Source organism: Bradyrhizobium sp. LHD-71 (genome assembly GCF_031157255.1).
In the GTDB taxonomy this organism is placed as follows: Bacteria; Pseudomonadota; Alphaproteobacteria; order Rhizobiales; family Xanthobacteraceae; genus P52-10.
Genome location: NZ_JAVIFX010000013.1, coordinates 108,139 through 132,721, shown reverse-complemented (window position 1 = coordinate 132,721; position 24,583 = coordinate 108,139). Strand labels below are relative to the sequence as shown.

The 24,583-nt window shown below is 61.6% G+C and carries 23 protein-coding genes; 20 read left to right on the top strand and 3 right to left on the bottom strand.

The window, feature by feature from the left end; genetic code table 11:
- Positions 1 to 137 precede the first annotated feature (137 nt).
- Complete coding sequence (locus RCO31_RS16145; protein ID WP_308969442.1) at positions 138 to 1,064, top strand: LysR family transcriptional regulator; 927 nt, start codon at positions 138 to 140, stop codon at positions 1,062 to 1,064.
- 14 nt (positions 1,065 to 1,078) lie between these two features.
- Here RCO31_RS16145 and RCO31_RS16140 read toward each other — a convergent pair whose 3' ends face one another.
- Positions 1,079 to 1,768: a GntR family transcriptional regulator gene (locus tag RCO31_RS16140; protein WP_308969441.1), complete on the bottom strand. Its 690-nt coding sequence runs from the start codon at positions 1,766 to 1,768 to the stop codon at positions 1,079 to 1,081.
- Positions 1,769 to 1,881: 113 nt separating this feature from the next.
- Here RCO31_RS16140 and RCO31_RS16135 point away from each other — a divergent pair, with 113 nt between their 5' ends.
- The 11 genes from RCO31_RS16135 to RCO31_RS16085 all read left to right on the top strand — a co-directional run bounded on the left by RCO31_RS16135 (position 1,882) and on the right by RCO31_RS16085 (position 11,909).
- Positions 1,882 to 2,850: a tripartite tricarboxylate transporter substrate binding protein gene (locus tag RCO31_RS16135; protein ID WP_308969440.1), complete on the top strand. Its 969-nt coding sequence runs from the start codon at positions 1,882 to 1,884 to the stop codon at positions 2,848 to 2,850.
- Positions 2,851 to 2,906: 56 nt separating this feature from the next.
- Positions 2,907 to 4,046, top strand: coding sequence for a mandelate racemase/muconate lactonizing enzyme family protein (locus RCO31_RS16130; RefSeq protein ID WP_308969439.1), 1,140 nt, complete (start codon positions 2,907 to 2,909; stop codon positions 4,044 to 4,046).
- Positions 4,047 to 4,062: 16 nt separating this feature from the next.
- Entirely contained in the window at positions 4,063 to 4,968 is a 906-nt protein-coding gene (locus RCO31_RS16125) for a fumarylacetoacetate hydrolase family protein (RefSeq protein ID WP_308969438.1), read from the top strand.
- Positions 4,961 to 5,923, top strand: coding sequence for a hydroxyacid dehydrogenase (locus RCO31_RS16120; RefSeq protein WP_308969437.1), 963 nt, complete (start codon positions 4,961 to 4,963; stop codon positions 5,921 to 5,923). Before RCO31_RS16125 ends, RCO31_RS16120 begins: the two co-directional genes overlap by 8 nt.
- A gap of 8 nt (positions 5,924 to 5,931) precedes the next feature.
- A complete protein-coding gene (locus RCO31_RS16115) occupies positions 5,932 to 7,071 on the top strand; it encodes a mandelate racemase/muconate lactonizing enzyme family protein (RefSeq protein WP_308969436.1) in 1,140 nt (379 codons plus the stop codon).
- On the top strand, positions 7,064 to 8,098 hold the full coding sequence (locus RCO31_RS16110) for a tripartite tricarboxylate transporter substrate binding protein (protein WP_308969435.1): 1,035 nt from the start codon (positions 7,064 to 7,066) through the stop codon (positions 8,096 to 8,098). The genes RCO31_RS16115 and RCO31_RS16110 overlap by 8 nt, the downstream gene beginning before the upstream one ends.
- Positions 8,095 to 8,418, top strand: a complete 324-nt coding sequence (locus tag RCO31_RS16105; RefSeq protein WP_308969433.1) for a hypothetical protein — start codon at positions 8,095 to 8,097, stop codon at positions 8,416 to 8,418. The genes RCO31_RS16110 and RCO31_RS16105 overlap by 4 nt, the downstream gene beginning before the upstream one ends.
- A gap of 241 nt (positions 8,419 to 8,659) precedes the next feature.
- A complete protein-coding gene (locus tag RCO31_RS16100) occupies positions 8,660 to 8,983 on the top strand; it encodes a hypothetical protein (RefSeq protein WP_308969431.1) in 324 nt (107 codons plus the stop codon).
- A 99-nt stretch (positions 8,984 to 9,082) separates the two neighbouring features.
- Positions 9,083 to 10,081, top strand: a complete 999-nt coding sequence (locus tag RCO31_RS16095; protein ID WP_308969430.1) for a 2-hydroxyacid dehydrogenase — start codon at positions 9,083 to 9,085, stop codon at positions 10,079 to 10,081.
- A 101-nt stretch (positions 10,082 to 10,182) separates the two neighbouring features.
- A complete protein-coding gene (locus RCO31_RS16090) occupies positions 10,183 to 11,235 on the top strand; it encodes an alcohol dehydrogenase (RefSeq protein ID WP_308969428.1) in 1,053 nt (350 codons plus the stop codon).
- A 362-nt stretch (positions 11,236 to 11,597) separates the two neighbouring features.
- Entirely contained in the window at positions 11,598 to 11,909 is a 312-nt protein-coding gene (locus RCO31_RS16085) for a hypothetical protein (RefSeq protein ID WP_308969427.1), read from the top strand.
- 121 nt (positions 11,910 to 12,030) lie between these two features.
- Here the strand turns inward: RCO31_RS16085 and RCO31_RS16080 are convergent, their stop codons facing one another.
- Positions 12,031 to 13,215 carry a transporter gene (locus RCO31_RS16080; protein ID WP_308969425.1) on the bottom strand — a complete coding sequence of 395 codons (1,185 nt, stop codon included), beginning with the start codon at positions 13,213 to 13,215 and terminating at the stop codon, positions 12,031 to 12,033.
- 549 nt (positions 13,216 to 13,764) lie between these two features.
- On the opposite strand from RCO31_RS16080, the gene RCO31_RS16075 reads away from it, so the two are divergent.
- The 8 genes from RCO31_RS16075 (at position 13,765) to RCO31_RS16040 (ending at position 22,403) form a co-directional block, all read left to right on the top strand.
- Positions 13,765 to 14,739 (top strand): formylglycine-generating enzyme family protein, encoded by a 975-nt coding sequence (locus RCO31_RS16075; protein WP_308969424.1) that lies wholly within the window; start codon positions 13,765 to 13,767, stop codon positions 14,737 to 14,739.
- Positions 14,739 to 15,245: a hypothetical protein gene (locus RCO31_RS16070; protein ID WP_308969423.1), complete on the top strand. Its 507-nt coding sequence runs from the start codon at positions 14,739 to 14,741 to the stop codon at positions 15,243 to 15,245. The genes RCO31_RS16075 and RCO31_RS16070 overlap by 1 nt, the downstream gene beginning before the upstream one ends.
- Positions 15,246 to 15,254: 9 nt before the next feature.
- Entirely contained in the window at positions 15,255 to 16,469 is a 1,215-nt protein-coding gene (locus tag RCO31_RS16065; RefSeq protein WP_308969422.1) for a hypothetical protein, read from the top strand.
- A 50-nt stretch (positions 16,470 to 16,519) separates the two neighbouring features.
- Complete coding sequence (locus RCO31_RS16060; RefSeq protein WP_308969421.1) at positions 16,520 to 18,850, top strand: arylsulfatase; 2,331 nt, start codon at positions 16,520 to 16,522, stop codon at positions 18,848 to 18,850.
- 65 nt (positions 18,851 to 18,915) lie between these two features.
- Entirely contained in the window at positions 18,916 to 19,374 is a 459-nt protein-coding gene (locus tag RCO31_RS16055) for a DUF202 domain-containing protein (RefSeq protein WP_308969420.1), read from the top strand.
- A 42-nt stretch (positions 19,375 to 19,416) separates the two neighbouring features.
- Positions 19,417 to 20,943, top strand: a complete 1,527-nt coding sequence (locus RCO31_RS16050; protein WP_308969419.1) for an arylsulfatase — start codon at positions 19,417 to 19,419, stop codon at positions 20,941 to 20,943.
- Positions 20,944 to 21,036: 93 nt separating this feature from the next.
- Positions 21,037 to 21,405 (top strand): DUF1622 domain-containing protein, encoded by a 369-nt coding sequence (locus RCO31_RS16045; protein WP_308969418.1) that lies wholly within the window; start codon positions 21,037 to 21,039, stop codon positions 21,403 to 21,405.
- Entirely contained in the window at positions 21,402 to 22,403 is a 1,002-nt protein-coding gene (locus RCO31_RS16040) for an HAD family hydrolase (protein ID WP_308969417.1), read from the top strand. Before RCO31_RS16045 ends, RCO31_RS16040 begins: the two co-directional genes overlap by 4 nt.
- A gap of 783 nt (positions 22,404 to 23,186) precedes the next feature.
- Here RCO31_RS16040 and RCO31_RS16035 read toward each other — a convergent pair.
- Positions 23,187 to 24,182: a transporter gene (locus RCO31_RS16035; protein ID WP_308969416.1), complete on the bottom strand. Its 996-nt coding sequence runs from the start codon at positions 24,180 to 24,182 to the stop codon at positions 23,187 to 23,189.
- Between the last annotated feature and the right edge of the window lie 401 nt (positions 24,183 to 24,583).

Here is a 24,583-nt window from a genome sequence, read left to right as displayed (position 1 = left end):
AAGCCCTTAGCTCCCTTCCCTGTTGCCTGTTGTAGCCCCCGCGAGACGCGGTTGCTCCTCGTGAACGATCATGGCCCGCCCCCGGACAGCAAAAAAGCTGGCGTTTTCTGCCTTTAGAAGATAGTTTTTCTTTTGTTATGGACACCGACTTTCTGGAGAGTTTTGTCGCGGTGGTCGAAGGCGGCTCGATTGCCGAGGCTGCCCGCCGCCTCAACCTGACGCCGGCCGCCGTCGCGCTCCGCACGCGGACGCTCGAGAAGGAGTTCGGCGTTCGTCTTCTCATCCGCTCGGGACGCACGGTGACGCCGACCGAAGCGGGACGAGAGATGATCGAGCTCGGGCGCCGCCTGTTGCGCGATGTAAGAGATATGAAGGCGGCCCTCACGGTCGAGACATACAGCGGAGAGCTGCGCGTCGGTGCGGTCTCGACTGCCATTACCGGTTTGATGCCGAAGATCCTGACAACCGTGCAGGAGGTCCATCCTGGAATGGAGATCGATGTCGTTCCCGGATCATCCACCGACCTCTACGCCAAGGTGCTCAGCGGTGAACTGGACGGCGCGATTATCGTCGAGCCGCATTTTGCGATGTCGAAAGCGAGCGGATGGGCCGTGTTGCGCGAAGAGCCCCTGCTCGTCATTGCGCCCGCGTCGATGGCTGGATCGGACGCTCACAGCGTGCTCAGAAGCGAGCCGTTCATCCGATACGGCCGAAGCCTTTGGGGCGGTCGACTGGTCGACAACTATTTGAGCCGCGCGGGGATCCGCCCCAAAGAACGCTTCGAACTGGCGACCCTCGATGCAATCGCCGTGCTGGTCGACCAGGGACTGGGCGTATCCCTCGTTCCAGACTGGACCCCGCCATGGCCCGAAGGTCTGTCGCTGGCGAAATTGAAGCTGCCGTTGCGGGCCGAACCAAGACGGCTCGGGCTCCTCTGGATGAAAGGCTCTGCACGGGTCCGGCTGCTGCGAGCCTTCCTGGAGCAGGCGATGGCGTCGATGCCGGCCGCGGCGACGGAACGAGCGCGAAGTCTTAGGGTCAGTGACCAGAGACGCGAACGATAAAACCTGACTGATGCCTAGCCGGGCGGACGCCTCAGTTGTCCGGTGGCGTCTGCAAGGCCGGCAAGATAATGAGCGGCTTCGCTGATGTCGGCGACGATTTCGCGCTCGGCGCCATCCGCATCACCCGCTATGATCGCCTTGAGCGCCGCGGTGTGATGATCCCAGCCTTTCAGCAGGACGACGTATTCGGGGATCACGAAGGACAGCACCGGGCCGCAGCGCAGCCACATGTTCTCGATGGTTTCAACCAGCAGCGGAATGCCCGACATCGCGTAAATGCCGAAGTGAAACTTCCGGTGATGTTCAAGATAGCTCTCGAGCTTTCGCGCCTTGATCAGCGATTGCATGGTCGTCAGCCGCTCTGACAGCTTGCGCAACGCAACGTCGTCGTGCCGACGCGAGGCAGCTTCCCGCGCTGCGCGTCCTTCGAGCGCGCAGCGCACCACAGTCAGGTCCGCAAGGTCGCTGCGCGCGAGGTTCGGCACGATCGCCGAATTGCGCGGCCCCTGCTGCAATACGCCCTGCGCCACCAGGCGCGTGACGGCGTCCCGAACGGGCGTGATCGAGGTCCCGAAACTTTCCGCCAGCGCGCGCAGTGTCAGCACCGTGCCCGGCGCGAACCGGCCGGCCAGCAACGCATCGCGCAACTGGGCGTGCGCGAGATCCCACAGCGGTTCACGCTCGATTCGTTTCAGTGCCGTCATGCAATGCTTCGCTATCCTAGCGCGCGGCCCTTGCGCAAACTCCCTCTTAACCCGGCCTGTTGACCGACCATTGTTGTTTGTTATAACAAACAACAATACGGGAGGAAACAAGAATGCTCAAAACTCGCTTGGCCGTTCTCGCTGGTCTCATCGGCACGCTGGCAGCCACCGCCACCCACGGCCAGTCCGCCTATCCCCAGCGGGACATCACCTTCATCGTGCCGTGGAATGCCGGCGGCTCGAATGACGTGGCGATACGAGCGCTCGATCCGATCCTGCGCGAGCATGGCATCAAGATCGTCGTCGAAAACGTGGTCGGTGCCACAGGTACGATCGGCATGCGCCGGGTCGCGACCGCAGACCCGGACGGCTACACCATCGGCATGGGCACGAGCTCGACCCTGGCGCTGATCGCCCAGGGCAAGACTCCGCTGACCAACGCGCAATTCACCCACATCGCCCGTGTCTCGACCGATCCGCTGATGCTGCTGGTGCCGACCAAGTCCGAGCAGAAAACGCTCGACGACTTCATCAAGTACATGAAGGCCCATCCAGGCAAGGTGACGATCGGCACGCCCGGCAATTACAACCTCAATCACATCTTCGCGTCGATGACGGCGCGGGTTGCCGGCGTGAATTACGTCAACGTGCCCTACACCGGCGGCTCGAAGGTCGTCGCCGACCTGGTCGGCCAGCACGTCGCTTCCGGCGTGCTCAAACCTTCCGAGACGCTCGGTCAGATTCAGGAAGGCCTGCTCAAGCCGATCGGCATCTTCGCCAACGAGCGGCTCGAGATGTTTCCGGACGTGCCAACCTTCAAGGACAAGGGTTTCGACGTATTCCCCTACGGCCCTGTGGTGCAGATGGCTTACGTGGTCGCTCCGGCCAAACTGCCCGAGGACGTCAGGGCCAAGCTGGTTTCCGCCTTCCGTGCCGCCATCCAGGATCCGCGCTTCAAGGAATTCGCCAAGAAGAACGTGTTTCTCGTCGACGACCTGACCGGAGACGCGCTGACCAAGGAAGTCGACAAGGTCGCCGCCGCGCTCGGCACCGTGGCGGCGCAGGTCTTCCCGAAAGAATAACCGACAACGGCGGCGTCGCTGCCGAACCGACCATTCCAGACAAAAAGGCCACGCGCTTGCTCATCAAGAAGATCACCTGTCACGTCGTTGCAGCCCCGGTGCAGCGGCCATTCACCTCCTCGCGCGGCTGGCTCTACAAGACCCGCGGCACCTGTCTGGTCGAGATCGAAACCGATGACGGCATCGTCGGCTGGGGCGAATGCTACGGCCCCTCCGCGGTCGCCAAGGCCTTCATCGACAGCCAACTCGCCCCGCGCGTGATCGGACGCGACCCGTTCGATGTCGAGGTCGTCTGGGAAGATCTCTACAACCGCATCAAGGATTACGGGCCCAAAGGCATGTCGATCGCCGCCATCAGCGGCATCGACATCGCCCTGTGGGATATCGTCGGCAAGGCCTGCAACAAGCCTGTGCACAAGCTGATCGGCGGCGCATTCCGCACCGAAGTCGATGCCTACGCGACGGGACTCTACTTCACCGACATGGAGCGGCTCGTCGATGAAGCAGTCGAGGAGGCCGCAGGTTATGTGAAGGCAGGTTTCAAGGCCATCAAGATGAAGATCGGCCTCGGCTCGATCAAGCGAGACTTCGAGCGCGTCAAGGCGGTCCGCGATGCGATCGGCCCGGACATCAAGCTGATGGTCGACGCCAATCACTGCCTGACCGTCCCCGCCGCGATCCGTCTCGGCCGGAAGCTCGAAGAGCTCGACATCGAGTGGTTCGAGGAGCCGATCTCGCCGGAAGACATCGACGGCTACGTCGAGGTGTCCCGAGCATTGGACATGGCTGTTGCCGGAGGCGAGAACGAATTCACCCGCTGGGGTTTTCGCGATGCCATCGTGCGCAAGGCGATGGACATCGTCCAGCCCGACGTATGCGCGGCGGGCGGCATTACCGAATGCAAGAAGATCGCGACACTCGCCTCGGCTCACGGCGTGGAGTGCGTGCCGCACGCCTGGGGTTCTGCAGTCGGGCTCGCCGCCACCATTCACTTCCTGGCTTCGCTCCCGAACCAGCCGCCGAGCCTGTTTCCGATGCCGCCGATGCTGGAGTTCGAGCAGGAGGAGAATCCATTCCGCGATCATCTGGCCGTCGAGCCGATCCGCCAGGTCAAGGGCATCATCGCGGTGCCGACCGGTGCCGGCCTTGGCATCCAGGTCGATCGCAGCGTCATCGATCGTTATCGCGTCGCCTGAAGCAGATGGTCCGCTCATGAAATTTGTCACCTTCCGCGAGCAAGGCGTTGCGCGCGCCGGCGTGCTCTTGGGCAATGGCGCTTCCGAGACCGACGGAATCCTCGATCTTGCGCACCCTTCCATGCGTGAAAGCCTGCAAGGCGCTTCGCCGCAGATACAATCCCTGATCGATGCGGGTCTGCAGGCGGTCGCAGACAACATCCGACGACGCACTCGCGCAGAAGCTGCAGAGCTTCCACGCGCGGCGGTCACACTGATGGCGCCGCTTCCGGAGCCGCGACGCGTCTTCGGCATCGCGCATAATTATCGCGATGCGGTGGCCGAGCGCGGCATGGCGCCGCCGGACACGCCGGTGCTGTTCATGAAGGCCCCCCGAACGATCGTCGGACCTGGACAGGCCGTCGTTCTGCCGGCCGGCATCGGCGGTGTCACCTATGAGGCCGAACTGGCCGCCGTGATCGGTCGCCGCGCCGAGAACGTCAGCAAGGAGCACGCGCTCGATTACGTCGCAGCCTATGGCTGCTTCAACGACATCAGCGCCAGCGACATCATCAAGGCGGACGGTCATTTCGACCGCGGCAAGAACTTCGCGACCTTTGGACCATTCGGCCCTTACCTGGCGACGGCTGACGAACTGGCCGACCCGCAGGCGCTCCGGGTCTCGTTGAAGGTCGACGGCCGCACGCTGCAATCCGGCTCGACGCGCGACATGCTGTTCGGCGTCGCCGATCTCATTGCGTATCTGTCGGGACTTGGCGCGCTTGAGCCAGGCGACATCATCGCCACCGGCACGCCGGCCGGCGTCGCCGGACTGCACAAGCCGCCGGCGTGGCTGACGCCGGGCTCGATTGTCGAGGTCGAAGTCGAAGGCCTCGGTTGCCTGCAGAATCCGATCGCCGAAGGACCCGCGCCAGATGCCTGAGACACCCGTCGTCCTCCTGACAAATGCGATGCACCCCGACGGCGAGGCGATCCTCTCGCCGCATGTGCGGCTGATCGTTGCACCGGACACAAAACCCGAGACTTTGCGCAAGTGGGCGCGAGATGCCGACGGCATCATCGTGCGCGCAAAGCTGCCGTACGATATCGCCGATCATGCGCCGCGCCTGAAGGGCATCGTCCGCCACGGCGTCGGTCTCGACTTCATCCCCGTCGACGCCGCCACTGCCCGCGGCATCGCGGTGGCAAACCTGCCGGGAAGCAATACCGACGCTGTCGCCGAATACGCCATGTCGGCGCTGATGCACCTGCGCCGGCCCCTGCATCGGCTGGATACACGCCTGCGCAGCGAAGGCTGGAACGCTGCGCGGCCGATGGCGGATGCCATGACCGAACTGAGCGGATCGACCCTCGGCATTCTCGGCGTCGGCACCATCGGCCGTCGCGTCGCCGGCATCGCCCGCGATGGCTTCAAAATGACGATCCTTGGCACGTCGCGCCGCAAGGGATCGCTCGGTGCCGGCATCCAGGAGGTCTCACTGGACGACTTGTTCGCACGCAGCGATGCCATCGTCGTCTGTTGCGCACTGACGGACGAGACGCGAGGCATGGTCAATGGCAAGCTGATCGCACGAATGCGACCGAACGCCGTGCTGGTGAACGTCTCGCGCGGCGCAGTGATCGACACGCCTGCGCTGATGACTGCGCTTCGATCGGGAGCGATCGGTGGCGCTGCGCTCGATGTGTTCGACGTGCAGCCGCTGCCTCCGGACGACACCTTGTTCGAGATGCCCAACCTGCTGCTGACGCCACACACCGCCGGCATCACCGCCACGAGTGGTCGCGGAATGGCAATCGGCGCGGCAGAAGAGATGCTTCGAATCCTGCGCGGCGAGCAGCCGCTTAATCTCGTCAATCCCGCCTACAAGGCGGCGTGAGGTCCACCATGCGCATTACATCGATCAAGGCAGTCCCGATCTCCTACCGCGTGCCGGAAGGCCAGAATGTCAGGCTTGGCATCGGCCGCGCCGTCAAGCGCGACGCCGTGCTGGTCAAGGTGAGCACCGATGAGGGTCTCACCGGATGGGGCGAAGCCCATCACGGCCGCTGCCCTGGCGCGATCGCCAAGCTGATCGACACCACGATCTCCGAGCTTGTCGTCGGCATGGATGCAATGAACGTCGTCGGCGTCTGGCAGCGCGTGTACCAGATGCAGTTGGCCAGCCACGGCATGGGTTACGCCGCAGCGATGGCGCTCAGCGGCCTCGACCTGGCGCTCTGGGACATCCGCGCCAAGGCGGCCGGTTGGCCGCTGTACAAGCTGCTTGGCGGCGGCTCCAAGCCGATCAAGGCCTATGCGGGTGGCATCTCGCTCGGCTGGCAGGAGCCGGAATCGCTGGCCCAGGAAGCTCTCGGCTACGTCGCGCAGGGCTACCGCGCCATCAAGCTTCGCGTCGGCGACAATCCGCGTGATGATGTCGCCCGCGCCACTGCGGTCCGCGCCGCTGTCGGGGACGACATTGAAATCCTGGTCGATGCCAACACCGGCTACACCGTCGATGACGTGCGGCGCGTGATGCCGGCCTATCAGGAACTGCAGATCGGCTGGCTCGAAGAACCATTTCCGGCGCAGGATTATCGTTCCTACCAGACGGCCGCCTCACTGGGCACCACGCCGCTGGCGGCAGGCGAGAATCACTACACGCGCTTCGAGTTCACGCGCCTGATCGAGGACGGCGCGGTCAGCTACGTACAGCCGGATTTGTCCAAGACCGGCGGCGTGACCGAAGCTGTGCGGATCGCCGGCATGGCCTATGCGTGGAAGCTTTCGTTCAATCCGCACACGTCGGCAACCGGCATCAACATGGCGGCGTCCATCAACGTGCTCGCGGCCGTCGATCTTCCGGGATACTTCGAAGGCGATGTTGCCAAGCACAACCCCTTCCGTGACGAAGTCGGCGGCGTGCCCTACGTGCTCGACGCCAACGGTTGCGTCAAGCCGTCGGAAACGCCCGGACTTGGCGTGGAGATCAATGAAGCATTCATCAATGCGCATCCACTGATCGAGGGACCTTGCTATGTCTAGACCGCAGCGGGCTGAAGTTACGTCGAGCGCAATCCGTCTTCTTCACTTCGCCTGCAGCGTTCTGCTCGCTCTCCTGGCCGGCGCGACGGCGGCATCCGCCCAGACCGCCGCTGCGCCGGCTGAGTCCGAGCGCTACCCGAGCCGGACCATCCGCTACATCGTCCCCTACCCGCCCGGCGGATTCAACGACACGCTGGCACGGATCGTCTCGCAAAAGCTTCAGGAAGCCTGGGGCGTACCCGTCGTGGTCGAAAACCGTCCCGGCGGCGGCACGCTGATCGGTACGGATGCCGTCGCCAAGGCGCCAGCCGATGGCTACACCCTGCTCGGCGTGGCGTTTCCGTTCGGCGCCAACCCGAGCATCTACAAGAATTTGCCCTACGACACGGCGAAAGACTTCACGCCGCTGATCCTCGCGGGCCAGACACAGAATCTTCTGGTGGTCAGGCCTTCCATGCCGATTCACTCGGTCAAGGAGCTGATCGACTACGCCAAGACGAATCCCGGAAAGGTCAGCTACGGCTCCACGGGCACGGGCTCGTCCAACCATCTCTCGATGGAATTGTTCAAGAGCATGGCCGGAATCGATATCGTGCACGTGCCGTATAAGGGCAGCGCGCCGATGGTGAACGATCTGCTCGGCGAACATATCGATGCGGCCTTCGACAACACGCCGAACGTGCTGCCACAGATCAACGCCGGCAAATTGCGCGCGCTCGGCGTCAGCAGCAAGACGCGTACGACACTCGCTGAAAACGTTCCGACGGTGTCCGAAGCGGGCGCCCCCGGTTACGAGGTCAGCGTCTGGTTCGGCGTCGTCGGGCCGGCCGGAATGCCGACGGAGATCACCCGCAAGCTCAACGCCGAAATGAACGCGATCCTGAACATGGATGACGTCAAGCGTCGTTTCGCGGAACAGGGCGTCGAACCGATCGGTGGGACACCGTCAGAGTTTTTGGACCATATCCGCTCAGAAATTCAAAAGTGGGCCGCGGTGGTCAAGGACGCGAACATCCCGCCTCAGTGAACATCGTCGGCTTATCGTTGCAGACCCGCAGCGTAACAGATGAAGATCGAGCAGCACTATATACGTCGCGCCTTGTCCAGCGCGGCGGCGATGTCGGCTTCGTCGCCCGTCAGATCGACGGAAACACCGTAAAGCGACAACAGGCATTGCTCGAGGGCGTGCCTGTCTCTGTTCGTCATCCCGGCTACGAGCCGAGCGGCATCAGGCTCTCCAAACCAGACAAACTTCGCTATGTGATCGAACTCGTGGTTTGCGGCTTCCATGGCTCACACGCCCTCATAGAGCGGCCACCCTCGCCAGAAACCGGCAGAGAGTGTTGAAAGTTCCTTGCGTGCAGGCACCGTTCAGCAATCACAATATAAATGATCGGCAGCCGGCCGCTCCGAGACAACTTAGATAATGTCCCTAATAGGATTCCCGGGTTCGCCTTGCTTTTCAGGAAAATTCGCTTCAATTCCATCGGCCCGGCGCAGCGCGATCAGTAACGCATCTGGCAGCGCGTTATTCGCGTCGCGACCGACAGACAGTTGAACTGCGCACCGTGAGAAAAAGAGAGGCGCCATGGCTGAATATGAACCGACGCACTCTGCATATCGGCTGGCAGCGTTGGACGAGGATTTCATCCTCGGGGATTCGATGCGGGGTGTGCGGTTCTTGCTGGAATACGCCAAGGCCGAAGAGAACCTCAGAAATTGGGGAGTTGCCTCTACGGTCGTGGTCTTCGGCAGTGCGCGCATCATGCCGGGCGGCAGCGGCAGCGCCAGCGCTGCCACCGCCCCCTTCTTCCAGGCGCGGCCCCTCGCCCCGGCTCGCGCTCCGCTCACTGGTATGAGCAGGAACGACAGTTCGGCCGAATCGTCTCCGAGCGAGGCGGCGCGCTCGTGAACAGTGCGGGCGGACGTCAGATTGTTCAGGACACGGGAACGTTTGTTCGTCGCCGCAATTGAGCGTTCAATACTGATCGCAAGCCGAAGCGGCCTCACGATGCGCGTAGCGGTATTTTCGACGACACCCGATGACCAACTATACCTGACGGAAGCAGCCGAGCGCGCAAAGCAGCAGCTGGTCTTCTTCGACACCAAACTGGATGCGACCTCGGCGCCGCTCGCTGAGGGCGCGAAGGCGGTCTGCGTCTTCGTCAATGACCTGCTTGACGCCAAATGCATCGAAGAGCTGGCAAAAATCGGCATCAAGCTGATCGCGCTCAGATGCGCGGGCTTCAACAATGTCGATCTTTCGACGGCATCGTCGCATGGACTCACGGTAGCTCGCGTTCCGGCCTATTCGCCCTATGCAGTCGCAGAGCATACCGTCGCGATGATCCTGTGCCTGAACCGCAAGATCCATCGGGCCTACAATCGAACCCGCGAAGGCAATTTCTCGCTTACAGGCCTCCTCGGGTTCGACCTTCGCGGCAAGACCATCGGCATCGTCGGAACCGGAGAGATCGGGACGCGGGTCGCAACCATCGCCCGCGGCTTCGGCTGCCTTGTCGCCGCTTACGATCCCAGTCCGAACCCCGCGTGCGAAGCGCTCGGGGTGCATTACCTGCCCAAACAGGAGCTCGTGTCCCAGGCGGACATCCTGACATTGCATTGTCCGCTCACGCCGGACACGTTCCATTTCATAGATCGCAATGCCGTCGACACGATGAAGCATGGAGCGATGCTGATCAATACGAGCCGCGGCGCCGTGGCCGATACCCGGCAGATCGTCCGTGGGCTGAAGAATGGTCAGGTCGGCAGCTTCGGGATGGATGTCTATGAGGAAGAAGCAGACGTCTTCTTTCGTGACCTCTCTGACAAGGTCATTCAGGACGATGTACTCGCGCGGCTGATGACATTTCCCAATGTGCTGATTACCGGCCATCAGGCGTTCTTCACTCACGAGGCAATGACCGAGATTGCGCGCACGACGATGGCCAGTGTCGAAGCCTTTGAGAAAACCGGCACGGTGCCAACGGCGGTGATCCTGACGGCCTGAATCGGCGGTGCGCTGACGAAACGGCGGTTCAAATGTGAGGGGCATTGACCGCCAGCCGCTTAAATCCGATGCTCAAGGTCGCCAGATTCAAGGAGCCGACCATGCGCGCCTATGCCGTCAAGATGTTCTGTGAGCCGCTCGCACCAATCGAACAACCCGATCCGCAACCCGCCGGGACCGAAGTGGTGATCGATGTTACGCGCTGCGGCGTTTGTCACAGTGATCTGCACATCCAGGACGGCTACTACGACCTCGGCGGCGGCAAACGGCTCAGCCTCGCCGATCGCGGCGTTTCGACGCCAGTGATCATGGGGCATGAAGTTCTCGGCCGGCTTGTCGCCAAGGGCCCCGATGCGCCGATCGCCGACAGCGAGATCGGCAAGACATTCCTCGTTTATCCGTGGCTCGGCTGCGGCACCTGCGAGATCTGCCGGCGCGACGAGGAGAACTATTGCCCGAAGCCCGCCTCACTCGGCGTCTTCCGATCCGGCGGCTACGCCGAAAAGTGCGTTGTGCCGCATCCGAAGCATCTGGTCGATGTCACCGGTATCGATCCGACGCTGGCTGCGACCTACGCCTGTTCAGGCATCACCGCCTACAGCGCGCTGACGAAGATCGACATCGACAAGGACAATGAAACGCTGCTGATCATGGGGCTTGGCGGCGTGGGTATGAGCGGCCTGCAGATCGCCCACGCTCTTGGCTTCCGCAACATCGTCGTTGCCGACATCGATGCCGGCAAACGCGAACTGGCGATCGCCAACGGCGCAAGAGACGCGATCGATCCGCGCAGCGCCGATGCCGCCGCAAAGCTTGCCGAGGCAGGTGGCGCTGCCGGCGCGGTCGATTTCGTCGGCGCGAAGCCCACGGCGGAGTTCGCGATCGCTGCGCTGAGAAAAGGCGGCACCTACGTCGTCGTCGGCTTGTTCGGAGGCGATATCACGCTGTCGATCCCGCCGATCGTCCTGCGCGCAATCACGATCCGCGGTTCTTATGTCGGCAACCTGCGGGAGTTGAAGGAGCTTATCGCCCTGGTTCGCGCCGGCAAGGTCAAGCCGATGCCGGTCGAGACAGTCTCCTTCAATGGTGTCAACGACGCCCTCGACCGTCTGCGCGCTGGCAAGGTGCAAGGCCGCCTCGTGATCGCGCGGTGAGCACTGGCCGCGAGGCCAACCCGTCGTAGCGCCTCGCGGCATTATTCGATCCTTTTGACCGCTGTCCTGACGGGCCAGATCGCTTCGATATGGCGATTCGTGCGCGCCCTCGCGTGCATTCCGCAACCAACCCGGGACGGCGCTAAGGGTTTCTTCCGACGTGATTTAGGGTTTTGAGTGCTAGCGGAGACGATCCAGCCGCACCACTGTTCCTGTGGTGTGGCGGCCCCTTCGCGATCTTTCGTGCGGAACAGAGGCGGGGGCCGTATCAAGGCCACGGCTTCGCGCGCGTGTGACCTCGCGTGTGACTTGATCAGCTCGCTGACTTGACGTGGCGGCTCGTATATAAAAAGGAGATCATCATGTCGAACACAACGCGATTTGTGGCAGCGATCGGTCTAGCTGGCGCAGTGCTGATGCAGTCGCCTGCAGCCTCTGCGCAGCAGGCGTGGCGCGGTGCCTACGCAGCCGCACCTCTGGCCGACTGCTATTACAACATCGGCAACGCATGCCGTCCCGGCGGCGGCGGCGCCTATGCCGCGGTCCGGACGCCCTATGGGGCCTATGCTGCCATCGGCCCGGTCAGGGGTTCTTACGCAGCAGTTCCGGTGGTGCGAATCTGGCAAGGCCTGCGCGGAGCCGATTGGACCGCCGTCCACGGTGCAGGCCCGTAAGTCGCTGACAGTTGCGATTGGCTTCGTCGGGTGCCGCAACGGCCCGGGCGGGCGCTTGCGCCCGCTCCCGGTATTGCATCGCACCGATTCTGGCGCGGCATCATGAGCGATGAGGCCGGCGCTAAAATGAAACGGTGAACACGCCAGTCACCACCTTGCTTTCGAATCTGTGCTTGGCCTCGAACTCATTGACGTATTTCAGCTTGAACCTCACCGGTGTGGCGCCAAACTTGGTGCTGTAGGTCGCGATCGGCCCGATACTGAAGACGCGGGCTTCGAGGCTCGACACGCCGACGGCCGCCTTGAACCTTTCTGCGCCCAAGCCGCTGTCCTCACCGATCTGCTGATAGGCATACCCGACGACGCCGAATGCGAACCCGTTCGGCCAATGGCGAAGCGCAGCCAGTTCGAGGATCGCGGCCGGAGCCGTCTGCCAGTTTGTCGCATGATTCCTCAACGAAAACTCGAAGCTAAGCGCCGCCGACAGCTCCAGTCCAATCTTCGGATCAAGCCAAGTGAAGCTGAAAGTCGGCATGAACGACGCGCGGTTCTTGCCGAAATTCAAAAAATTGTCGATCGCGGGTGGTACCGGCGTGGCGCTCGCCAACTCGTATTTGCCCCACGGAAGAAAGATCGAGACTGCGGTGATCCAATGAAAATTGCCGGCGTGCCAACCGATGCCCGGGGTCAACACCGGATCGCCGAAGCCATAATTTCTGTCTTCCAACTCCCCGACCAAACGGCCGCCAATCCGGCCGTCGGCCGTGAGCGTTCCGCTCGCGTAGGGAATAGTGAGGTTGATACCCGGCGTGCCGCCAAAAATCTGCGTCTTGAAGACATGCGCGATGTCGAACTTGTTCAGGTAGATATCGGCCTTTGGGTTCGCGAGCCGAATGCCGGTGGAGCCAATCATTGGTCCCCTGGCGTCGAAGTGCCAAACGCCATTCGAAATGACGGTCGTCCCGGGCGGCGGAGCGATGCCCGAAAGGGTATCACGGCTACCGAGGATGTAGGCGCCGGTTCCGCCTTCGATAGCCCGCGCGGGCACGCCCCCCAGACACGTCACCGCTGCCACAGATAAAGCGGCCGTCCACGCCCTGCTTCGCCTGCTCATGTCACGTCCCACAACTCTTGCTGCGCCCAACCCAAGAGGCCAAAGCACTGGCCCCATCCACGCGTTCTGCACGACAGCCCTTCGAGCGTCGATATCTTCACGTTCGTGATCTGGCATTCGAGGGTCGAGAGACTTGGCTCCTACTCGACTCGACCCGCGAATCAGACCGGCGGTCGCAAGCAGCATCTTCATCCTTCTGTTGTCCCAAACCAACACCCTTTGGCGAAAAACCTCTTGAAAGTCGCACCCGTGCGCCTTGGGTTCCGCGGCGATCGACGCAAGCCAGCATTCATGCGGTGGCCGACCGGGTATCGTTCCTTCGATGCACCGATTGAACGCCCCCGGGGCGACGCCGACGTCGCGTCGCAGTCGGGAATCAGGCCGCCTCATAGGGCGTAGGGGTGACGGGTGGCGATGCAGGCGATCAGGCTGCATGACGAACGGCGCGCGGCGCCATCGGTAACCGCTGCGCCGCCTTCCGAAGACCTAAACAGGTCGCGAGCCCGAGATGCCTTCGATGCCGTTGGCGAACGCTTCGCCCAGCTCATTCTCGCCCGGGGGGAACATCCCTCACCCGATATAGGGAGAACCCCGATACAAATCGCGAGCCCATAACGCTTTAATTGGTTTTGAGTCAGGAGGTTCTCTGATGGGTCGATTTCCCACCGAGTGACGGAGCTTCTGGGATCGCCGCCTGTAAGTCGTGTAGCGGCGCTGGTCTGAGCGATGGAGACGATGTTCATGGCCACCGTCGAAGCTCTCGCCAGAGTCGGACGCGCCGATACTTCGGAGATGATCTGGATCCCCGGCGGCACATTCCGTATGGGCTCCAATGATCACTACGCGGAAGAGGCGCCGGCCCATCGTGTCACCGTTGATGGCTTCTGGATCGACCGCACGCCGGTGACCAATCGCGGCTTTCGCAAGTTCGTCAACGCGACCGGCTACGTCACGGTCGCTGAGACGAAGCCCGATGCGAAGGACTATCCTGGCGCGCTGCCACACATGTTGCGCGCCGGCTCACTCCTGTTCGTTCCTCCGCCGCACATGGTTCCGCTGCACGACTGGAGCCAGTGGTGGCGCTTCACGTTCGGCGCAAACTGGTCACACCCCTATGGCCGAAAGTCCTCGACTGTCGGCCTCGACGACCATCCGGTCGTGCACATCGCCTACCGGGATGCGTGTGCTTACGCGGAATGGATCGGCAAGGAGCTGCCAACCGAAGCCGATTGGGAGTTTGCGGCCCGCGGCGGGCTCGACGGCGCCGAGTTTGCGTGGGGCGACGAATTCACGCCGGGCGGTCGGCACATCGCCAACACCTGGCAAGGCGCCTTTCCGTGCGAAAACTCAAAAACCGACGGGTTTGAGCGCACCTCGCCCGTACACGCGTTTCCGCCGAACAGCTACGGCATCTACGACATGATCGGCAACGTCTGGGAGTGGACCTCCGACTGGTACACGGCCAAACACGAGGAGGACGCTGAAAGCAGCTGCTGCATTCCAAAGAATCCACGCGGCGGACGTGAGGACGCCAGCTACGATTCCTGCCAGCCTCAGATCAAGATACCGCGCAAGGTGGTCAAAGGCGGCTCGCATCTGTGCGCACCAAACTACTGCCGCAGATATCGCCCTGCGGCGCGGCACGCCCAGCCGGTGGACACGTCGGCGAGCCATATCGGATTCCGTTGCGTGGTGCGCAGGCAGGAGCCCGGATGATGGCAGAAGCCGCATCCAGATTTCAGATCCAAATCGCCCGTATCTCGGCGATACTGATTGTCGCGCTTCTGGTCCTCGGCCTCATCTGGTACGGCACGTCTCTCGATGTGCACCGTCGCATCTGGTCGGATATTATCGACCGGCCTCAGGGGCCGATGGCTTTCCGCTTCATCCTGCAGCCGGTCATGGCCGCGATCTGCGCGCTGCACGACGGCATCCACGACGCGCGGCTTGGCCGCAATCCATATCTGTGGACGATCCTGACAGATTCCCAGAAAAGCGCAGACCGCATTCGCGAAGGCCTGCTCGCGACCGGCCGCATCATCATGCTCGGGCTGGTGATGGACGGCGTCTACCAGGCGGTGGTCCTGAAGACGTTCTATCCGGGCGAGATGGTCATCGTATCTCTCCTGCTCGCTTTCGTTCCCTACCTCCTGCTGCGCGGTCCCGTTTGCCGCCTTTTCCAATGGTGGCTTGCACGCAACGCCACCGATCGAACGCCGTGAGGACATGTCATGCGCATAGCCCTCGCCGCACACGCCGCAGAAGACGGGGGTTACGCCGAAACCAACCGCGCCGGCGACGACCATCTCCGAGAGCGTACCTTTTCATTCGATGGCCGTAGACGCCTTGGCGCCGTCCGATCCGAGAGCTTCGACGTCAAGCGTCGCGCACTGTTGGTCGTCCTTGCAGGCTGGCTGGCTCTGCTTGGCCTCGCAGCTATCCAAAGTGTGCTGGCAGGACGGGATGTGCTCACGTCCATGCTCATGGAAATCGGCCTGCACGCCCGCTACCTGATCGCCGCTCCCCTGTTGGTGCTCGCTGTCGCGTGGTGTGTACCGCGGCTCAATGCGATCGAGCACTATTTCATCGACAGCGGCATCGTCAGCGAACGCGATCACGGCCACTTCGACCAGGCGATCGCCGCCACCCACAATCTATTGCAATCCCGCACAGCCAAGGCCATTGCGATCGCCCTTGCTTATGTCGTCGTACTGGCGACAACGCTGTCTCATGCGCCAGATCAGTTGCCGTACTGGGCTCGTCCTGTTGCCGGCGTTCCCCGCTATTCACTTGCCGGCTGGTGGCACATGCTTGTCAGCCTCCCGCTGCTATTGGTGCTGATCTTCGGCTGGTTCTGGCGTCTTGCCATGTGGGCGCGGCTTCTTTCGCAAATCTCGCGACTTGAGCTACGCCTCCTCGCCTCGCACCCCGATCGCTGTGCAGGATTGAGCTTCCTTGGCCAGTCGGTCCGCGCGTTCGCCATCGCCGCATTGGCTTTGGCGGTCATCATTGCAGGGCGCTTCGCGCAGCTCGTGCTCACGGGCGGTGGGCTTCCGACGCCGGATCTCGGGTTTAACGTCGCCGCGTTGCTTGCGATCGCCGTACTGTTCGTCGCGCCGCTGCTCGTCTTCACCCCGACGCTTATACGGGCACGGCAGCAAGGAGTGCTCGCATACGACGCGTTGGCGCAGCAAGTGGGCTACAACTTCGAACGCAGGCACCTCAACAGAGGTGCAGACCAGATCGCGCCCGAGGCGCCAGACGTCTCTGCCGTCGCCGACCTTTCCTCGGTGCTTGCGAACGTACACGCGATGCGGTTCATCCCGCTCGACCTGAAGGACCTCGCTTTGATGGCAGTCGCGTTGCTGCTGCCGTTCATTCCCGCGGTGCTGCTGGCGTTCCCGATCAACGTGATCTGGGCGCAGATCAAGAGCCTGCTGCTGTGAGGAGAAACAGAAGAGAGAGCCGACAATCAGATCTAATAACGGAGATAGCCATGTCCAAGAAGCCCTTCAAAGGCGTCATCAAGCTCGATGTTCGCGACTCCAAGCCGGATTGGCGACCCTACACCCTGCCCAAGGCTCCGGCGGGGTCACCGAACGTGCTTATTGTTCTTTACGATGACACCGGCATGGCCGCCTGGTCGCCGTTTGGCGGCGCCATCAACATGCCGACGCTGCAGAAACTCGCTGATCGCGGCTTGATGTATTCGCAATGGCACACGACCGCCCTCTGCTCACCCACACGCTCGACATTCCTCACGGGACGCAACCACCATCTGAACGGCAGTTCCTGCATTACCGAATGCGCGCAAGGATTCCCGGGCTGGAGCGGTCGCCTGCCGGCGGAATGCGCGACCATCGGCCAGGTATTGCAAGATGCCGGATGGAGCACCTTCTGGCTCGGCAAGAACCACAACGTTCCCGAGCAGGACATCGGCTCGGGCGCGAGCCGCTCGGAATGGCCACTGCAGAAGGGCTTCGATCGATTCTACGGCTTTCTCGGTGGTGAGACCAACCAGTGGTATCCGGACCTCGTCGAGGACAACAAGTTCATCGATCAGCCATATCCTCCGGAGGATGGCTATCATCTGTCGAAGGATCTGGTCGACCAGGCCCTGCAGATGATCCGCGACCAGAAGGCCACCAACCCCTCGAAGCCCTGGTTCATGTGGCTTTGTCCCGGCGCAAATCATGCTCCGCATCATGCGCCGAAGGAGTACATTGAGAAGTACAAGGGCAAGTTCGATTCGGGATATGAAGCCTATCGCGAATGGGCCCTCCCGCGCATGATTGCCAAAGGCCTCCTGCCAAAGGACACGAAGCTCACGCCGCTCAATCCGGTCCCGAAGAACGCCGCCAATCCGATTGATAACGTGCGCCCGTGGAACTCCCTTAACGCCGACGAGAAGCGGCTCTTCTCGCGCATGGCCGAGGTCTATGCCGGCTTCTCCGAGTACACCGATGCGCAAGTGGGCCGGCTGATCGATTATCTCGAAAAGAGCGGCCAGCTCGACAATACGATTGTGTTCTATTGCTCAGACAACGGCGCTTCCGGCGAAGGCAGTGAGAACGGCTCCGTCAACGAAAACAAGTTCTTCAACAATTTCCCTGACGAGCTCGCTGAGAACATGAAGTACCTCGACGTGCTGGGGAGCGTCGATACCTACAATCACTATCCGACCGGATGGGCAGTCGCGTTTTCGACTCCCTTCCAGATGTTCAAGCGCTATTCCGAGTATGCCGGCGGCACGTGCTGCCCGCTGGTCATATCCTGGCCCAAGGGCATCAAGGCGAAGGGCGAGGTACGCAATCAGTACCATCACTCGACGGATATCGTGCCGACCATCCTCGATGTCTGCAAACTCGAGATGCCCAAGGTCTATCGCGGCGTGGAGCAGTACCCGCTCTCCGGTGTTTCAATGCGCTACACGTTCGAAGCCAAACCTGACTCGGCCACGCGGAAGAAGCGGCAGTACTATGCGATGCTTGGCACGCGCGGCATCTGGGAGAACGGCTGGAAGGCCGCTGCCATCCACGCCCCGCTCACCGGCAAGGGACATTTCGACAAGGACGCGTGGGAACTCTATCACGTGGATGCTGATCGCTCCGAATCGACCAACCTCGCCAAGCAGTATCCCGACAAGCTGGAGAAGCTGATCAAGGTCTGGTTCGAGGAGGCGGAAAAAAACTTCGTCCTGCCGCTGGACGATCGTACCGCCGCCGAGCTGATCACAATCGAGCGGCCGACCGAGGAGGCTCCGCGCGAGAGGTACGTCTATTATCCCGGCACTTCACCGGTGCCGGAGGCATTTGCGGTCAATGTGCGCGGCCGCTCCTACAAGATCCTGGCCGACGTCGAGATCGACGATCCCGATTGTTCGGGCGTCATCTTCGCACACGGATCGCGCTTTGGTGGCCACGCGCTGTTCATCAAGGACCGCAAGCTGCACTACGTGTACAATTTCCTCGGCATCAAGCCGGAGCAGAAGCTGGTCTCGAAGGTCCTCAAGCCAGGCAAGTATACGCTGGGCATGGAGTTCATCCGGGAGAAGACCGGCAAGCACAACGAGTCGCTCGGCAAGGCCACGCTGTACGTGAACGAGGACATCGCCGCCCAAGGCGATATGCGGACGCAGTTCGGCAAGTTCACGCTGTCCGGGGACGGTCTCTGTATCGGGCGCGACAGCGGCGATGCCGTCAGCGAGGACTACACCACGCCGGGAACATTCACCGGCGGAAAGGTCCTCTTCGTCGCCGTGACGGTGGAGACGGCGCAGTATCTCGATCTTGAGAAGCTCGCAGCCGCAGCCATGGCCGTCGATTGATCCATCCAGCAAATTTCCGCCGGGTGGCTCAGGCGCCCCCCGGCGTTCATGCAAGGAGAAGCGAGATGACTCTCGTTACCGGAAAATCAACTCCCGACGAAATCTCGGTCGAACTTTCATCTCGCCGAACCGGGATGTCGTTCCAGCGCACGCGCATGAGCGCGGACCGTACGCTGATGTCGGTGATCCGCACCTCGCTGTCGCTGATCTCGTTCGGCTTCACCATTTTCCAGATCTTCGAGAAGATGCGCGAGCACAATGTCATCACGCATGCAGCCTCGGCGCGCAATTTTGGGCTCGCGCTGGTCGGACTTGGCATCCTGATGCTGATCGGCGGCATCGGCTATCATCTGCAGTTCATGTACGGCCTGCGTCACGAGCGCGCGGCCATGACCGAAGCCGGCCTCATCCACGGCAAGAGTCATTTTCCCGTTTCACTCACACTGATCACCGCTGCGATTCTGCTGGTCGTCGGTGTCGCTGCAATCGTCAGCATGATCTTCCAAGCCGGCCCGTTCAGGTAAGCGCGGGAGAACGATCGTAGTTCAACACAACAGGAGGCGTTGATGGCTCTCAAAGCAGTTCCGAAGGAAAGACCTAACATCCTCGTCATCTTTGGCGATGACATCGGCATCCCCCAGGTCAGCGCGTACACGCATGGCTTGATGGGCTACCATACGCCGAATATCGATCGTATCGCCAAGGAAGGCGCCTTGTTCACAGACGCCTACGGCCAGCAGAGCTGCACAGCCGGTCGCGCCGCTTTCATCCTCGGCCAGGAACCATTTCGGACAGGCCTCCTCACGATCGGCATGCCCGGCGATCCGCATGGCATCACTGATTGGATGCCGACAATCGCCGATGTGATGAAGACGCAAGGCTACACCACCGGCCAGTTCGGCAAAAACCATCTCGGCGATCGTGACGAGCATCTGCCGACCAATCACGGTTTTGATGAATTCTTCGGCAACCTCTACCACCTGAACGCTGAAGAGGAACCGGAAGGATACTTCTACCCCAAGGATCCTTCCTTCAAGAAAAAGTTCGGTCCGCGCGGCGTCATCCATTCGTGGGCCAATGGCAAGGGTAACGGCAAGATTGAGGATACTGGGCCGCTTAACGTCGCGCGCATGCCGACCATCGATGAGGAGTTCCTGCAGGGAGCACAGAACTTCATCAAGAAGGCCGTCGACAATGAACAGCCGTTCTTCTGCTGGTTCAACACCACGCGCATGCACGTGTTTACCCACCTGAAGAAAGAGTCGATCGGCAAGAGCGGCAAGGGTCTGCATGCGGACGGCATGGTCGAGCACGACGGCCACGTCGGCCAGCTGCTGGATCTGCTGGACGAGCTCGACATCGCCGAGAACACGATCGTCGTGTACACGACGGACAATGGCGCCGAGATTGCACTGTGGCCCGACGGTGCCATGACCATGTTTCGTGGCGAGAAAGGCTCCACATGGGAGGGCGGCTTCCGGATTCCCCTCCTGATGCGCTGGCCTGGCACAATCAAGCCGGGCACCGTCTACAATGACATCATCTCACTGGTCGATATGTTCCCGACGTTGTGCGCCGCGGCAGGTGTACCCGATATCAAGCAACAACTCGCCAAGGGCACCACGCTTGGCAAGAAGAAGTTCAAGGTGCATCTCGACGGCTATAACTTCATGCCGTACTTCCAGGGTCGCGAAGACGAAGGGCCTCGCAACGAGATCTTCTACTTCGATCAGGCCGGCAACCTGAATGCCATACGCTTTCAGGATTGGAAAGTCAGCTTCGCCTCGCAACACGGCAACATCGCAACCGGCACCCGTTCGACTACAAACTGGGCGATGATTGCCAATCTCCGCATGGATCCCTACGAGCGGGGCATGGACGAGGGTGGCGGAGCCGTTGAATTCCTCGCCCGGCAGATGTGGTGCCTCGTGCCCGTCACTGGACTGGTGAAGAAGTTCTTCGCTGACTTCGAGGAGTATCCATATCAGGCCGGAAGCTCACTCAACGCCAGCAGCCTTGGCTACGCGACGTTGAAGGCCCAGGACGCGATGAAGCGGCTGAAGGCAGTGGAGAGCCTGCATCCGGCGTCATAAGGCATGAGCGTGCGCAGGCCGTCCCTATTGAGGCGGCCTGCGCACGCGTTTGGCGATGCGACTGAAGCGCGTTGAACGTACAAGGGCCGCCAGATGAAAGAATGGCTGGTTTTCCTCACTGAGAACGTCGCGGTCGTCATCGACTTTCTGGCGCTCGTGCTTGTCATCATCGGTAGCATCGAAGCCTTCGTCGGCGGGCTAAAGGTAATGTTCATGTCGGACTCAGGGCACGAGCGGCGCGACACCTGGTTGCGCTACGCGCGCTGGCTTGTCGCCGCTCTTACCTTTCAGCTCGCAGCAGACATCATCGAAAGCTCGATTACGGCAAACTGGGAAGCGGTGGGACGTCTCGCGGCCATCGCCGTGATCCGTACGTTTCTTAATTATTTCCTCGAGCGCGATCTTGCCGAAACCCGGCAACGGCAGCGCGAAAACGAACCGCGCCAAAGTGAGGGAGCATGATCAACAGGCGCACAATCCTGGCGTTGCTGCTGACCGCTGTCACGGCGACCGCAGCATCGCCGCAAACGCAGCCGTCAGATCCTCTCCCCTCATGGAACGACGGTCCCGCAAAGACGGCCATCGTCGATTTCGTGACACGCGTGACGGCGAACGGCAGTCCCCAGTTCGTTCCGCCCGTCGAGCGCATCGCGACCTTCGACAACGATGGTACGCTTTGGACCGAACAGCCGGTCTATTTCCAGCTCGCGTTTGCGGTTGACCGGATCAAGACGCTGGCGCCGTCACACCCTGAATGGCGGAAAAAACCCGCATTCAAGGCGCTCCTTGCGGGCGACATCCATCGTCTTGCAGGCGCTAGCCAAAAGGAACTGCTCGAGCTCCTTGCGGCCGCCCATAGCGGCATCAGCACGGAGGAGTTCGCAAGAGCCGTGCGCGATTGGACGGCGCGCGCCCGACATCCGCGCTTCAACCGTCCCTACACCGAACTCGTCTACCAGCCGATGCTCGAGTTGTTGGATTATCTGCGCGCCAGCGGCTTCAAGACTTTCGTGGTCTCCGGCGGCGGCATCGAATTCATGCGCCCCTGGATGGACAAGGTCTACGGCATTCCGCCCGAGCAGGTGGTCGGATCATCCGGCGACGTCAAATTCCAGATGGGCCCAAACGGCAAGCCCGAGCTGATGAAGCTTCCCGCAGTCGAGTTCGTCGACGACGGACCGGGCAAACCGGTCGGGATCAACCGCTTTATCGGGCGGCGGCCGATCTTCGCGTTTGGCAACTCCGACGGCGATCTGCAGATGCTGCAGTGGACGACGGCAGGCGAAGGCGCGCGCTTCGCTGGAATTGTGCATCACACCGACGCAGAGCGCGAGTACGCCTACGATCGACAATCGCGGATCGGCAAGCTCGACAAGGCGCTCGACGAAGCAACGGCGAAGCACTGGACGGTCGTCGACATGAAGCGCGACTGGAAAACGATCTTTCCGCCCGCAAAGTGACAAGCGCTTCTACCCGGCGGAACCGAATCTACTTGCTGCCTGCACAGGATAGCGACCGAAACCGCGTTGGAGGAGCTTCGGCCGCACGGTCACGCACCTCTTAGTAGGTCAGCAAACGCGGACGGTTTGTTGGACATAAGCGTAGCCATTCCAGACCGACTGCGTCCGATAACATGACGAACCGTACGCGGCTGCTGCACCGAGCGCAGCGCCGGCGGCGACACCAGCGGCCGCCGGATATCCCCATCCTCTGTAGTATCCCCGCGCACCGCCACGCCAAGCTGGTCGCGCGGCCCATCTGGTTCCTGCACCGTGCCAACCCGGTCTGGCAACTGGGCGATGAACGCCACCCGCATGAAAGCCGCCACCACGGGGCCGAGCATCAGCTTCGTAAGGTACAAGAGTCGCAGAGGCGGCGAGAAGACCAACAACCAACGATGCCTTGGGGATTTTCATTGGGACACACTCCGTACTCGAGCCCCGCTTCTGCACAATGTCCAAAGCTGGCAAGCGTTCCTCCGTGCGCCTCGAGAGGAACGCCCATGATCATTCAGAATTTTCCACGGCAATTGCCTAATTTTGGAAGCATTAGCCCGGCGACGGCCGATCACGGGCGGGCTTAACGCAGAGCACGCTCCACCTCCGACTCCAAGAGCCACTGTCAGTTCGAGAGCGCGCGAAAGTGCCTCCCGGAATTCGGCGATGCGGCGGACCTGTGCCTACACGCTATGCGATGCTATGCAATTGCGCCGTCGCGATGAGTTCGGCCGTTGCCAGGTTCGGCTACTTCCTGATGACCGGCTTGGCCGCCACATGTTGAGCAGCCGACGGTGAAATCGCAAACGTCAGCCACACATTGAAACCCTCCGGGCGATGCCGCGCACCGAATTCGCCATAGCCCTTCAGGTTCAGATAGCCTTGCATGTTGCCGACCGGAAAGAGGTAGCCGATCTGCGGACCGACCGCGAACACGCGCGATTCGAAGTCGCCGAGCGTTGCGCCGGAACCGCTATCGGCCGTCAGTTGCTGATAGGCGTAGCCGACAAGCCCGACGTGAATCTGCTTTGACAGGAATTTCGAGGCGCCCCAGTCAAGGTGCCAATCGATGCCATTCTTGTACTGAAGGTCGGGATTCTTGAAATTGTAGGTCAGCCCCGTGACGAACGAAAACTCGTTGCCCGCCTTTTGATCGAAATAGGTGTAGCCGAATCCGCCGTCGACGCTCCAGTGCCCCAACCCGATATTGGTAAGCCGATTCGGCTCATAATCCCCGACCGGCAAATTCGCCATGCCGTACACCATCGTGTTGTGTACGCCGTGGTTCCACTTCAACGTGGCTTGCGGGTAGAGGTCTCCGTAGCTGAACAGCGAATCGCTGATGCTGCGGGATCTTGAGAAGCCAATCGGACCGAGCGCACCGGTAAGCAGCGCGTCGATGCGGTCCTGTGTGTTTGCCACAAATGCGAGCATGGAGAGTGCCAGCTGCCCGCCAAACACAGGTTCGGCAAATGTGTAGCTTGGGGCAACTCCGATGAGGTCTACTCGCGCCCGAAGCTTGGCGTTCAGATCGACCGTCAGGTTCGTGGTAGTGTTGCCAAGACGAATGGCGCGCGAGGCGGCAACGTCGCCGCCGGCATTTACGCTCGTATGCATGTACATCGTGGCGAGAGCCCAACCCGGTTGTCCGGGTGTCGCCGCGAGACTGCCGAACGTGCCGGGTAACCAGAAGCTGATGCCGGCCTGGTCTGCGCGCGAGGGCCGAGAGGTGGCGAACGTCATCAGCGCGACCATAAGGAGGAGGGCCGTGCACGCTGTCCGCCCAGGACTACGACGCCTGAGTTGCTGCGCAAGTTCCCTCATCGCCGTCTCCCCCAAGATGCCCGGCGCACCGGCGAAGAACGGCCAGTCAGGAAGATAGAGCGGCTATTCCACAGCTCAACATGTGACTGAGTCGCGACTCACCAAGCGGCCTATCTACTTTAGAGCGCAACCAACAAATGCGGCAACCTCGATGAGTTGCCTATCCTCAGGATTTCAAAAGTAACGCCATTCGCCGTCGCTTCGGTCTCGCACGTGCGCACCTGCGGCACGGCGACAGTCCTTTGCAGAATTGTATGGACCGAGCTGAAAGCGCATCTGCAGCCGGCAGATCGACAGCGAGAGCGCTGCAGTTTGTCAAT